Annotated in this window: 11 protein-coding genes; 3 read left to right on the plus strand and 8 right to left on the minus strand. The window is 53.4% G+C overall.

All coding sequences use genetic code 11. The annotated features are described in order from the left end of the window. From glnK to SK33_RS17480, 4 genes are all read right to left on the minus strand, one after another. Positions 1 to 339, minus strand: a complete 339-nt coding sequence (gene glnK / locus SK33_RS17465) for a P-II family nitrogen regulator (RefSeq protein WP_003021657.1) — start codon at positions 337 to 339, stop codon at positions 1 to 3. Between the two features lie 256 nt (positions 340 to 595). After that, on the minus strand, positions 596 to 2,374 hold the full coding sequence (locus SK33_RS17470; RefSeq protein ID WP_048219480.1) for a SmdB family multidrug efflux ABC transporter permease/ATP-binding protein: 1,779 nt from the start codon (positions 2,372 to 2,374) through the stop codon (positions 596 to 598). Continuing rightward, positions 2,367 to 4,139: a SmdA family multidrug ABC transporter permease/ATP-binding protein gene (locus tag SK33_RS17475; protein WP_003021651.1), complete on the minus strand. Its 1,773-nt coding sequence runs from the start codon at positions 4,137 to 4,139 to the stop codon at positions 2,367 to 2,369. Before SK33_RS17475 ends, SK33_RS17470 begins: the two co-directional genes overlap by 8 nt. 44 nt (positions 4,140 to 4,183) lie before the next feature. Further along, positions 4,184 to 4,642 carry an Lrp/AsnC family transcriptional regulator gene (locus SK33_RS17480; protein ID WP_003021649.1) on the minus strand — a complete coding sequence of 153 codons (459 nt, stop codon included), beginning with the start codon at positions 4,640 to 4,642 and terminating at the stop codon, positions 4,184 to 4,186. A gap of 116 nt (positions 4,643 to 4,758) precedes the next feature. Between SK33_RS17480 and SK33_RS17485 the strand changes: the two genes are divergently transcribed. Continuing rightward, positions 4,759 to 5,814, plus strand: a complete 1,056-nt coding sequence (locus SK33_RS17485; RefSeq protein WP_220128868.1) for a PLP-dependent cysteine synthase family protein — start codon at positions 4,759 to 4,761, stop codon at positions 5,812 to 5,814. Positions 5,815 to 5,864: 50 nt separating this feature from the next. Here SK33_RS17485 and cof read toward each other — a convergent pair whose 3' ends face one another. Continuing rightward, positions 5,865 to 6,683, minus strand: a complete 819-nt coding sequence (gene cof, locus SK33_RS17490) for an HMP-PP phosphatase (protein WP_048219482.1) — start codon at positions 6,681 to 6,683, stop codon at positions 5,865 to 5,867. A gap of 226 nt (positions 6,684 to 6,909) precedes the next feature. On the opposite strand from cof, the gene SK33_RS17495 reads away from it, so the two are divergent. Further along, complete coding sequence (locus SK33_RS17495) at positions 6,910 to 8,610, plus strand: SgrR family transcriptional regulator (RefSeq protein ID WP_048219965.1); 1,701 nt, start codon at positions 6,910 to 6,912, stop codon at positions 8,608 to 8,610. A gap of 65 nt (positions 8,611 to 8,675) precedes the next feature. Beyond that, a complete protein-coding gene (queC, locus tag SK33_RS17500) occupies positions 8,676 to 9,371 on the plus strand; it encodes a 7-cyano-7-deazaguanine synthase QueC (RefSeq protein WP_003021638.1) in 696 nt (231 codons plus the stop codon). A 117-nt stretch (positions 9,372 to 9,488) separates the two neighbouring features. Here the strand turns inward: queC and fadM are convergent, their stop codons facing one another. The 3 genes from fadM to ppiD all read right to left on the minus strand — a co-directional run bounded on the left by fadM (position 9,489) and on the right by ppiD (position 12,385). Beyond that, entirely contained in the window at positions 9,489 to 9,887 is a 399-nt protein-coding gene (gene fadM / locus SK33_RS17505; RefSeq protein WP_003021636.1) for a long-chain acyl-CoA thioesterase FadM, read from the minus strand. Positions 9,888 to 9,989: 102 nt separating this feature from the next. After that, positions 9,990 to 10,364, minus strand: a complete 375-nt coding sequence (locus tag SK33_RS17510; RefSeq protein ID WP_003021633.1) for a helix-hairpin-helix domain-containing protein — start codon at positions 10,362 to 10,364, stop codon at positions 9,990 to 9,992. 146 nt (positions 10,365 to 10,510) lie between these two features. Further along, positions 10,511 to 12,385: a peptidylprolyl isomerase gene (gene ppiD, locus SK33_RS17515; protein ID WP_016149702.1), complete on the minus strand. Its 1,875-nt coding sequence runs from the start codon at positions 12,383 to 12,385 to the stop codon at positions 10,511 to 10,513. Between the last annotated feature and the right edge of the window lie 140 nt (positions 12,386 to 12,525).

The following is a 12,525-nucleotide window of genomic DNA, read 5'->3' on the forward strand; positions in this document are numbered from 1 at the left end:
TTACAGTGCGGCTTCGTCGGCTTCGCCGGTACGAATACGAATCACACGTTGCAGCTCGGCGACGAAGATTTTGCCGTCGCCAATTTTTCCGGTGTATGCCGCTTTACTGATGACATCAATCACGCCATCCAGTTGGTCGTCGGCAATCGCCACATCAATCTTCACCTTTGGCAGAAAATTGACGCTATATTCAGCCCCACGGTACAGCTCAGCATGACCTTTCTGTCGGCCAAAGCCCTTCACTTCGGTGACGGTCAGCCCCTGAATACCAATAGACGACAGTGCTTCACGGACGTCTTCCAGTTTGAACGGTTTGATTACCACGGTAACCAGCTTCATAGATCCCCTCCAGTCAGAATTCAGTAGTGGCTGCAGATACACGAGAGGAATATTGCAAGGGGTGTGCCAGGAATGAAAAACGCGGAATAATTCAGGCTTGCAGGGTATTGCCGGGGGAGAAAAAGAAAAAACGCACTATGACGGTGCATAGTGCGTTACATTTTTGCACCAGATTGTTGATTGCCGGATGGCGGCGTAAACGCCTTATCCGGCCTACAAAACCGCGTTGACCGTAGGCCTGATAAGCTCAGTGCCATCAGGCGATAACCGAATCCTCATGTGCGCTGGCCGCCAGCTCTTCCCCCGCCAGTTGCAGCTGATACATCTGCCAGTAACGGCCCTGCGCCGCCAGTAGTTGCTGGTGCGTACCACGCTCAACCGCCTGCCCGCGATGCAGCACCAGAATGGTATCCGCATCGACAATCGTCGATAACCGATGCGCAATCACCACCAGCGTGGTGTGTTCACGTACCGCCGCCAGCGCGTGCTGAATGGCCTGTTCAGTACCGGAATCAATACTGGCCGTGGCTTCATCGAGGATCAGTACCTGCGGCGTTTCCACCAATACCCGCGCCAGCGCCAGCAGCTGTTTCTGCCCAACGGAGAGATTATTGCCCTGCTCGCCCAGCCGGGTATGGATCCCCTCGCTCAGCCCCCGCGCCAGTGCTGCCAGTTGCACAGTCTCCAGAGCCTGCCATACCCGCTCTTCTGAGATATCACGACCCAGCGTGACGTTTGCCAGGAAGGTATCCGCCATCACCACCGGATCCTGCTGCACCATCGCGATGCCCTGACGTAACGCACTGTGGCTCAGAGAAGACAGCGGACGTCCGTCAAGGCGGATTTCGCCCTGCGTCAACGGGTAGTAACCCATCAGCAGACTGGCCAGCGTACTTTTGCCGCTACCGGTGTGTCCGACCAAAGCAACAAAGCTGCGCGAAGGCACGGACAGACTGATATTTTGCAGCACCAGATTGTCGTCACGATAGGCAAATGAAACGTTATCCACCTCAATATCCCCACTCTTCAGCGGTCGATCATCGTCACCATAGCGCTGACGTGGTCCGTCCATCAGCTCGAACACTCGCTCACCGGCGACAACCGCCTGCTGCAGCATTGATTGCTGGGTGGTCAGCTCGATCAGCGGCTCGTTCAAACGGCCGAGGTAGCTGATAAACGCGTACAGCACGCCAACCTCAATGGAGCTGCCAGAGGTAAAGCTGAACAGCATCAGCAAACCGCAGAGGATCAGCGCCGAGAAAAGGCTCAGTAGCGGGCGCAGCAAAAAGCCATCCAGTCGCAGGGTTTGCATACGCGCCATATAGTGCGAGCGGCTGGCCTCCCCCATTCTCTCGCCAAATCGCGCCTGCTGGCGGAACTGCTGGATAACGCTCATGCCGTTGATGACTTCGTTAAAGCCATCGTTAATATCCGCCAGATAAGCGCGCACCCGACGCACAATCGGGGTGCTGTAGCGTTGATAAATCACCATCACCACCATCACCGCCGGGAAAATAGCCATCGCCACCAGCGCCATACGCCACTCGAGGCTGAACATCGCCACCAGCATGGCGCCGATTAAGGCCGCGCTGCGCAGGACCGTTGCGACCACCGTCACGTACAGGTCGCGAATAACTTCGGTGTCATTGGTCACGCGGGAGATAAGCTGCCCGACGGGCTGAGTATCAAAGGCGCTGAGCGGCTGACGCAGCGCAGCGTCCATTACATCAGTGCGTAACTGTTGTACGACGCCAACCGCCGCCTGGTTAAACAACAACGACTGCGCGTAATGCAGGCCTGCCGCCAGCAGTTGCAGACCGGCATAGGCCGCAACCAGCCCGACAACCATCGCCAACGGCAGATTGTTCTTCGCCACCATGTTATCAATAAAATAGCTAATCAACAGCGGACCGCTGACTTCCGCCGCAGCCGCCACCCACAGCATAACTACCGCAATCGCCAGCTGTTTTCGCCATGGTGAACCATACGCCAGCAATCTTTTCAGGGTCGGCCATAGTTGCCCAAAACTACGCATTAGCCGCCTCCTCGTTTATTTCTGGCGCATCAGACAGCGCCGCTTCCAGTTGCTGATAGCGGTACATATCGCGATACCAGCCGGGCTGTTGCACTAAAGATTCATGCTCACCGCGCTGAGCAATATGCCCATGCTGCATCACGATAATCTCGTTGGCTTCCGTCAGAGCCGATAAACGGTGGGCGCTGATAATCACGGTTCTGCCTTCGCCCCACTGACGCAGGTTATGCAGGATCTGATGCTCGGTACGACCATCTACCGCCGACAACGCATCATCCAGAATCAGGATTTCAGCGTTCAGCAGTAGCGCTCGGGCGATAGAAATACGCTGTTTTTGTCCACCAGACAGCATCACCCCGCGTTCGCCCACTTCGGTGTCATAGCCCTGAGGAAGACGTAAAATATCTTCATGAACGCTGGCAAGGCGCGCCACATGCTCGATCTCTGCCTGGGTGGCCTGCGGGCGTCCTAAGGCGATGTTATTGCCGACGGTATCGGAAAACAGGAATGGCGTCTGGCTGACAACCGCCAGCCGGCTGCGCCAGCTATCCAGCTGTAAGCGCGTTAGTGGGATATCATGAAAGCGTACATCGCCTTGGGTGATATCAAAATGACGTTGGATCAGCGACAGCACCGTACTTTTCCCCGCGCCGGTCGGACCACAGATGCCCAGCATCTCCCCTGGTTTAAGCTGAAAATTCACATTTTCCAGCGCCGGGTGGGTGGTTTGCGGGTAACAAAATTCGCGAATCGCTACCGCCAGCTCGCCGCGTCCTTCCGGCACCAGTTCAGTACCGTCATCCACTACCGGCGCTTCTGCCAGCATGGCGCGAATTCGGCTATACGCGGCGCTGCCGCGCTCGACGATGTTAAACATCCATGCCAGCGCCAGCATCGGCCAAATCATCAGACCGAGATACATCATAAAGCTGGTGAGCTGGCCGAGCGTCAGCGAACCGTGAACCACCATCCAGCTTCCCCCGGCAATCGCCAGCAGGTTAGCCATCCCAATGGCGATATAAATCGTGGGATCAAAGCGGGCGTCAATGCGCGCCACGCGCAGGTTTTTCTTACCTGTATCTTCAGCATCAGCGGCAAATAATGCCGACTGCCGATCCTCCAGACCAAAGGCCTTGATCATACGAATACTGGTCAGGCTTTCCTGAGTACGATCGTTGAGGCTGGAAAACGCCGCCTGCGCCAGCTTAAAGCGGTTATGGAGTCGATCACCGTAACGTTTGATCATTATCGCCATCACCGGCATCGGCAGCAGCGCAATCAACGTAAGTTGCCAGCTTATCTGCGTTGACATCACGATCAGCACCGCACATCCCATGACCAGCGAATCTACCAGCGTCAGTACGCCTTCCCCGGCGGCGAATACCACGCGGTCAACATCGTTAGTTGCACGCGCCATCAGATCGCCCGTGCGGTGACGCAGATAAAACTCTGGATGCTGACGACTCAACTGACGGTAATAATCTTCCCGCAGCTCAACCGCCAGTTGGTAGGATGCGCCAAACAGCAGCACGCGCCAGACATAGCGCAGTAAATAAACCACCACGGCGATCAGAGCAATGGTTCCCACCCACATCAGCAGCCGCTCGGTGGTGAAGCGTTGTGTCGTTACGCCATCCACAATGATCCCCACCACTTTCGGCGGAATAAGCTGAAGGATAGCGATGATGATAAGCAGGGCCACCGCTCCGAGGTAGCGACGCCACTCCCGGCGGAAGTACCAGCTTAATTGAGCAAATAATCGCACGCGTTATGTCCTGACAAAATTTCCGGCAATAAGCGCCGGGAGAATTATTCAATAGGGAGAGCAGTTGTGTATTTAATCTGTTCCATGGCAAAGCTGGAGGTGACGTCAGACAGGCCCGGTACGCTGTTCACCAGGCGCTTATAAAATTCATCGTAGCTTTTCATATCAGCGACCTGCACTCGCATCAGGTAATCATACTCCCCTGCCATACGCCAGAACCCCAGAACCTCGGGCATTCCGGTCACTTCAGTGACAAAGCGGCAATACCATTCGCTGCTGTGATGCTGAGTTTTGATCAGCACAAACGCAGTTAAGCCCAGCCCCAGTTTTTCCGGATCCAGCAAGGCGACTCTGCCCAGCAGAACACCGTCATCCTCGAGCCGTTTGAGGCGTTTCCAACAGGGAGTGGTAGTCAGATTAACGGCATCTGCTAACGCCTGCAAAGAAAGGGTGCAGTCCTGTTGCAGTAAGCCAAGCAGCTTACGGTCAATTTTGTCTAGCATATCCACTCCACAGAGAAGAATTTTCTACTTACATTCTATTTTAAAGGCTAAATGGCAACAATTTTTTCCGTGCTTTTCGCTATTCTGGGCACAAAATGACAAACGGATATCTATTAATGATGAATAGCTCCTGGGTTAAAAACGCCATCAATGAAATCAACGCGGATTATCAGCGTTCTGCAGATACGCATCTCATTCGTCTGTCGCTACCGGCGTTTCCGGGCATTCAGATCTATTTAAAAGATGAGAGCACGCATCCGACCGGGAGCCTGAAGCATCGTCTGGCGCGCTCACTGTTTCTGTACGGATTGTGCAATGGCTGGATCAAAGAAGGCACCACCATCATTGAATCATCGTCCGGTTCAACGGCGGTATCTGAGGCTTATTTCGCTCGACTGTTAGGGCTGCCGTTTATTGCCGTCATGCCTTCCTGTACGGCGAAACGTAAAGTTGAACAGATTGAATTTTACGGCGGTCGCTGTCATTTCGTGCAAAGCGCCTGCGAAATCTACGCGGCCTCTGAACAATTGGCGCGTGAACTGAACGGTCATTACATGGACCAGTTCACTTATGCTGAGCGCGCCACCGACTGGCGTGGCAATAATAATATTGCCGACAGCATTTTTCGTCAGATGCAGTGCGAGCCCAATCCCGTTCCCCGCCATATCGTGATGAGCGCCGGCACCGGCGGCACCTCAGCAACCATTGGCCGCTATATCCGCTGTCAGGGCTACGATACTCGCCTGATGGTAGTGGATCCGGAGAATTCGGTATTTCTGCCCTTCTGGCAGGATCGCGATGCGACATTGCGCAGCCCGGTAGGAAGCAAAATTGAAGGTATCGGGCGTCCACGCGTAGAACCCTCTTTCATTCCTGATGTGGTCGATGAAATGCTGCGCGTGCCGGATGCCGCCAGCGTGGCTACCGCGCACTGGCTGGAAACGCAGTTGGGTCGTAAAGTCGGTGCCTCAACCGGCACCAACATGTGGGGAACGCTGCAACTTGCCGCGCGCATGCGCAACGCCGGAGAAACCGGTTCACTGGTGACGCTGCTCTGCGACAGCGGTGAACGCTATCTGGAAACCTACTACAACCCGCAATGGGTTGACGCGCACATCGGTGATTTAACGCCGTGGAAAGTGGAACTTGCCCAGTTGCTGAATACACATTAAGCAGACAAAAAAAAGCCAGACGCGAAGTCTGGCTTGCTGGAAGGGATCTCTCATTCGGGGGAATAAGGTAGATGCGGATTGTCCAGCCAATGCGTCAAAAAGTGTGACACCGCCTGATTACGGCAATGTCCAATCACCGATAAATGAGGCAGTTCAGCCATCAGTTGCGGCATTGCGTTACCCATAATCAGGCCGCGCCCAACGCTGCCTAACATTTCGCGATCGTTCATAGCATCGCCAAACGCCATACACTCGGACATTGAATATCCTAAGTGGTCACTCAATACCGCCAACGCGGATCCTTTGTTACAGCCCAGCGGTAGTACCTCAAGGCAATCAACCGCGGAGAAACAGAGATTCGCCTGTTCTCCCAGCGCTTCATTCAGTTGAATGCGCAACTGGATCAGAGACTCATGATCGCCGCAGAAACAGACCTTCGTTACCTGATGAGCCGGAATACGTTTCACATCGACGATCTGGTAGCGAAATCCGCTATACACATGCGCCTGTAGCAGCGAGGGGATCTCTTGTCCGGTAAACCAACCGTTGTCATTAAAGACATGCATGCTGGCGGTGGTATCCCATTTCTGATGTAACACGATATCCGCAACATTCGGATCCAGATCCTGACGGTGCAACACATCGCCCTCAAGAGAGTGAATGCGCGTGCCGTTACCGGTGATCAAAAAGGCATCCAGTGAGATAGAACCCAAAATGTGGCGCATTTCCAGCACATGGCGGCCAGTGGCAAATGTCAGAGTGATATCGCGTTCACGCAAGCGCGCCAGCGTTGAAAGCGTTTCGTCACCTAAATGGTGATTCGGCATCAAAAGGGTGCCATCCATATCAAATGCAGCCAGACGAGCCATTTCTTTCTCCACACTGTGACGCGGTTAACTTGTGATTCAGTATCACCTGAGATATACGGAAGTAATAGTGAATAGATAAAATGAATTGTTCCGGGTTTATTACAGAAAATCATTCAAGTTGCATCAAGGCGGCAAGTGAATGAACGCCCAGGAGCATACATTTCAGTATGTGACTGGGGTGAATAAACGCAGCCAACAAAGAGGCAGCTTGAAGGATGAAGTGTATATGAGATTGTTGAATCGCCTGAACCAATACCAACGCCTGTGGCAGCCTTCGAACGGCGAACCGCAGTCGGTGACCGTTGGGGAACTGGCCGAACGCTGTTTTTGCAGTGAGCGCCACGTGCGAACCCTGCTGAAGCAAGCGCAGGATGCTGGCTGGCTGGAGTGGCACGCCCAGTCTGGGCGTGGGAAACGCGGGCAATTACGCTTTTTGGTGACGCCGGATTCCCTGCGCAACACCATGATGGAACAGGCGCTGCAAAAGGGAGAACAGCTTAGCGTGCTGGAACTAGCTCAGTTAGCACCGGGAGAATTAAGAACGTTGCTACAACCGTTTATGGGCGGCCAATGGCAAAACGACACGCCAACCCTGCGTATCCCCTATTACCGCCCGCTTGACCCTTTGCACCCTGGATTTCTCCCCGGTCGCGCGGAGCAACACCTTGCTGGACAAGTTTTCTCTGGCCTGACCCGATTTGACAGCACTACGCAACGTCCCTGTGGAGACTTAGCCCACCACTGGAATATCTCCGCTGACGGCCTGCGCTGGGATTTCTATATTCGTTCCACCCTGCATTGGCATAACGGCGATACGGTAAGCAGCACGCAACTACATCAACAGTTGCTGAAGCTGTTAGAATTACCTGCGCTGAATAAGCTGTTTATCAGCGTAAAGCGCATTGAAGTGACGCATCCCCAGTGTCTGACCTTTATTCTGCATCGTCCCGACTTCTGGCTGGCGCACCGTCTGGCGAGCTACAGCAGTCACCTGGCGCATCCTGAGCACCCGTTTGTGGGTACCGGCCCGTTCCGGTTGACACTGTTTACTCCTGAGCTGGTGCGTATCGAGAGTCACGATCACTACCATCTGAGTCATCCGCTGCTAAAAGCCATTGAATACTGGATAACCCCGCAGCTCTTCTCCCAGGATTTGGGCACCAGCTGCCGCCATCCGGTGCAAATTGCGATTGGTAAACCCGAAGAGTTACCTATGCTAAGCCAGGTAAGCAGCGGGATCAGCCTTGGTTTTTGCTATCTCACGCTAAGAAAAAGCGCGCGCCTGAATACGCAGCAGGCTCGTCGACTGGTCGATATTATCCACCGTTCTTCCCTGCTACAAACGCTTGAAGTGGATGAAAATCTGATCACGCCAAGCAATGCACTGCTGCCCGGATGGAGTATCCCGCAATGGGATGAACTCGACGAGGTAGCATTACCGGAAAAGCTGACGCTGGCTTATCATCTACCGGTAGAACTTCACGCTATGGCTGAACAGCTTTGCCATGCGTTGGCTCTGCTCGGCTGTGAATTAACGCTTATTTTTCATAATGCTAAAAACTGGGATGGCAATCATCCCCTAGCCCAGGCCGACCTGATGATGGGCGACAGGCTGATTGGTGAAGCACCTGAATATACTCTCGAACAGTGGTTGCGCTGCGATCAGCTCTGGTCACATGTATTGAATGCACCAGCATACACACATTTGCAAACGACCCTGGATGCCCTACAAATCCAGGCCGATGAGGACGATCGCCACGCGGCTTTACAACCAGTTTTCGCCACGCTAATGCATGACGCTACCCTGACGCCTCTGTTCAATTATCACTATCGCATCAGCGCGCCACCAGGGGTGAACGGCGTACGCCTGAATCCTCGTGGCTGGTTTGAGTTTACCGAAGCCTGGCTGCCACCTCCTTCAGCGTGAAGAAGCTGGTCGGCGACACGCCCAGGCGCTACCATAAGGGCTTCGTTATTTTGTCAGGAAAAGCCATGAAACGTGCCGTTGTTGTATTCAGTGGAGGTCAGGACTCCACGACTTGTCTGGCGCAAGCGCTGCATCAGTATGATGAAGTGCACTGCGTGACCTTTGATTATGGTCAGCGCCATCGCGCTGAGATTGATGTCGCACGTGACCTGGCCTTAAAACTTGGCGCACGCGCGCACAAAGTGCTTGATGTCACGCTGCTCAGTGAACTGGCTGTCAGCAGCCTGACCCGCGATAATATTCCGGTACCCGATTACGAACCGGATGCGAACGGCATTCCCAATACCTTTGTGCCAGGACGCAATATTCTGTTCTTAACGCTGGCAGCAATTTACGCGTACCAGGTGCAGGCAGAGGCAGTCATTACCGGCGTTTGTGAAACGGATTTCTCTGGATACCCGGACTGTCGCGATGAGTTCGTCAAAGCCCTGAACCATGCCGTAAGCCTGGGGATGGCGAAAGATATTCGCTTTGAAACCCCACTGATGTGGATCGATAAAGCCGAAACCTGGGCGCTGGCTGATTACTGGGGCAAGCTGGACCTGGTACGCGAAGAAACACTAACCTGCTATAACGGCATCAAAGGTGACGGTTGCGGTCACTGTGCGGCGTGTAATCTGCGTGCCAACGGCCTGAACCATTATCTGGCGGATAAACCGGCAGTGATGGCGGCAATGAAGCAGAAAACCGGCCTGAAATAATTGAGTGAATAGTGCCGGATGGCGGCGTAAACGCCTTATCCGGCCTACCGACAGCATTCATCGTACACAATATCGCCCGTAGGCCTGATAAGCGAAGCGCCATCAGGCAACGTTGAGCTACTGCACCATCTGCTCCAGTTTTTCGCGTAACTCCCCTTCCAGCGGCAGCGCTTTTTGCGTTTTCAAATCAATACAGACGAAGGTAATCAACGCGTCGGCTACTACCTGCCCTTCCGGTTCCAGGGTAATTGTCTGGTTTAACACCCCGCTTTTGCCATTTAGCTGTTGCACCTGACTGGTGATGGTCAGCAGGTCGCTTAGCACCGCTGGGCGACGGTAGTTAATATTTATATTCACGACCACAAAAGCGATGTTGTGTGCAGTCATCCATTGAAAGCTGTCGCTGTTTTCCAGACCATCCCAGCGAGCTTCTTCCAAAAACTCGAGATAGCGGGCGTTGTTGACGTGCTGATAGACATCAAGATGAAAACCACGGACTTTGATTTGTGTTTGCATAGCGCAGGAACCTTACGTTTTTATAGGAATATATTCAGGGTAGTGAGGCCATAACTGGTATGACCTCTCTAGTCTGGCAAATTTTCAGCGCTGTGCAAGTTATTAAAGTGTTAAAACTGCCAAATTACGCTCCACCAGCGAACTGCCCATACCCGGTACCTGCTTTAAATCCTCCACCGTTTTAAACGGTCCGTACTCCTCACGATAGCTCACAATCGCTTGCGCTTTCTTCAGACCTACGCCATTCATGACTCGCGCTAAATCCTCCGCAGAAGCGCTGTTGATGCTTACCCTGGTGCCTTCATCGTCGCTTGCTTTAGCGGGCAGTGTGGCTTTGCTTTGTGCCGCCCCTGAGTTTTCCGCTTTGGTTTGTGTCGCCTGGCTTTTGGCGACAGGCTCAGCCGCCAATGCAGTTTGGGCCATACCGGCGCAGGTCAATGAAAGAGTGATAAGCAGGGCTTTGATTCCATGTTTCATACTGTTTTCTCCTTGTTTGTTAACAGTGGAATCACGATAGCGAGGTGCAGAACGGCAGACAAATGGCAAATATCAGAAATGGAAAAGGCCGCGAAAGCGGCCTTTGGTAGATACAACTTTTTGCAATTTTTTGCGAACTGCCTCGGTTATTGCTGCTGTTCCAGCGCATCACCGATTTTAATTTTTGCAGCTTTACGCAGGTTGCTCATCAGCGCTTCGAAGACAATCTGCGCGTTGTTCTGAGTGATCCCCTGAACCATCGCTTTCTTCTGCGCTTCAGGCATAGAACCGGCTTTCACCTCGTCCAGCGCCAATAGAACAACGTTACCCTGCATGTCGTTCGCTACGCCGTAGCTCGGCTTGTCTTTCGCCGGCAGGCTCAGACCAAAGGCAGCCTGGCTCAACGGATCCTGACCCGTACGGCTCAGCGTTTTTGCCTCGCCAAAGCTCAGACCCGCAGCTTTCATCGCTTCATCGCCTTTACCGGCTTTCAGATCCGCCAGCAGTTTATCGGCATCAAGCTTCGCCTGCTGCTCTGCTTTATTGTGCTTAACGAGCGCAGTTACCTGCTCTTTCACTTCAGCCAGTGGCTTCACGGCTTCGGCTTTGTGCTCTGCAATACGCAGCACGAACGCGCGATCGCCATCTACGGTGATGATATCGGAGTTACTGCCAGGTGTACCGTTCTCGCCTACCAGACCACCATTGAAAATGATGTCAGCGACTGGTTTGAAATTCAGTTCTTCCGGCAGGCTGTCACGGCTGAACCAGCCCGTTTCAACCGCTTTCATACCTGCTGCCTGCTCTGCACCCGCCAGAGATTCGTTATCGTTGCTGGCCGCATCGCTGACTTTCTGTTGCAGCGCATAGTAGGCATCCAGCGCTTTTTCCTGCTTCACTTTTGCCGCAATGTCGTCACGGGCTTCGCTCAGCGGTTTAACCTGTGCAGGCTGTACGTCGTCAAGACGCGCAACGAGGAAACCAACGGAAGACTTAATTACGCCAGACAGTTGGCCTTTTTCTTTCAGACCGGCATTTTTCAGCTCATCCGGGGTGGTGGAATCTTCCAGCCATCCCATATCGCCGCCTTTACGGGCAGAGATGATATCGGCAGATTTTTCTTTCGCCAGCGCAGCAAAATCACCGCCTTTATTCAGCTCGTCCAGTACCGCTTTGGCTTCATCTTCAGTTTTGGTCTGAATGATGCTATAGCGGTTACGCTGCGGCTGAGTGAACTGATCCTGATGCTGGTCATAGTAAGACTGAATATCAGCATCGCTGGCCGTCTCCTGCATAGCAGCAGCATCCAGCTTGATGTAGCTCACACGGAACTGTTCCGGCGTCATAAAGTTGTTTTTATTCTGCTCGTAGTAGCTGGCAACTTCCTGCTCGGTAACAGACTGCTTCGCGGCCAGTGCGTTAACGTCAATCGTCGCCTCGCGCACGATCCGCTGCTGTGCGACCAGCGCCGCCAGTTCGTCCGTTTCGCCTTTCAGCATAAAGTCTGTACCGGCAACGCCATTAATCAGCTGCTGGGTAGTAAGCTGATTACGTAATGCCTGAGCGTACTGATCTGCGGTCATGCCCATCTGATTAACAATTGCGTTATAGCGGTTGTTATCAAATTTACCGTCGACCTGGAAAGCAGGCGTGGCAAAAATAGCCTGTTTAATCTGATCGTCGCTGATGTTGAGCTTAAGCTCGCGGGAATACTGATCCAGCAGCGCTTCGTCAACAAGACGATTCAGCACCTGCTGACGCAGCGTTTTCATGTAACCTTCGTTCGCGGCCAGCTCGGAGTATTGATCGCCCAGCTGTTGCTGCATGCGGTTACGTTCGCTGTTGAACGCATTCTCGAACTGCCCGCGGCTGATCTCCTGGCCATTCACTTTGGCGGCGAAGTTATTGCCCCCGCCAATCAGGTAACCACTCACGCCGGTCAAAATGAACGACACGATAATGATACCGAAAATAATCTTGAGCACGAGACTGTTAGCAGCCGTGCGTAAGCTGTCCATCATGGTGTAACCACACTCCGCTGTAGATGACTATACGCGTTATCTCTAAAGCCGCCTGCGCGTTGACACAACAACGGCGGCAAGGATTTTGAGTATATATGCTTCACGCAGCATAGCGTTTCCTGAACGCTGCGCACAAAGGC

Source organism: Citrobacter sp. MGH103 (assembly GCF_001034475.2).
Taxonomy (GTDB): domain Bacteria; phylum Pseudomonadota; class Gammaproteobacteria; order Enterobacterales; family Enterobacteriaceae; genus Citrobacter; species Citrobacter freundii.

Excerpts from the sequence above, each read along its gene's own strand:
- SK33_RS17485 (WP_220128868.1), top strand. The coding sequence starts at position 4,759 with ATGATGAATAGCTCCTGGGTTAAAAACGCCATCAATGAAATCAACGCG.
- ppiD (WP_016149702.1), bottom strand. The coding sequence starts at position 12,385 with ATGATGGACAGCTTACGCACGGCTGCTAACAGTCTCGTGCTCAAGATT.
- SK33_RS17510 (WP_003021633.1), bottom strand. The coding sequence starts at position 10,364 with ATGAAACATGGAATCAAAGCCCTGCTTATCACTCTTTCATTGACCTGC.
- SK33_RS17495 (WP_048219965.1), top strand. The coding sequence starts at position 6,910 with ATGAGATTGTTGAATCGCCTGAACCAATACCAACGCCTGTGGCAGCCT.
- queC (WP_003021638.1), top strand. The coding sequence starts at position 8,676 with ATGAAACGTGCCGTTGTTGTATTCAGTGGAGGTCAGGACTCCACGACT.
- fadM (WP_003021636.1), bottom strand. The coding sequence starts at position 9,887 with ATGCAAACACAAATCAAAGTCCGTGGTTTTCATCTTGATGTCTATCAG.
- SK33_RS17480 (WP_003021649.1), bottom strand. The coding sequence starts at position 4,642 with ATGCTAGACAAAATTGACCGTAAGCTGCTTGGCTTACTGCAACAGGAC.
- SK33_RS17470 (WP_048219480.1), bottom strand. The coding sequence starts at position 2,374 with ATGCGTAGTTTTGGGCAACTATGGCCGACCCTGAAAAGATTGCTGGCG.
- glnK (WP_003021657.1), bottom strand. The coding sequence starts at position 339 with ATGAAGCTGGTTACCGTGGTAATCAAACCGTTCAAACTGGAAGACGTC.
- cof (WP_048219482.1), bottom strand. The coding sequence starts at position 6,683 with ATGGCTCGTCTGGCTGCATTTGATATGGATGGCACCCTTTTGATGCCG.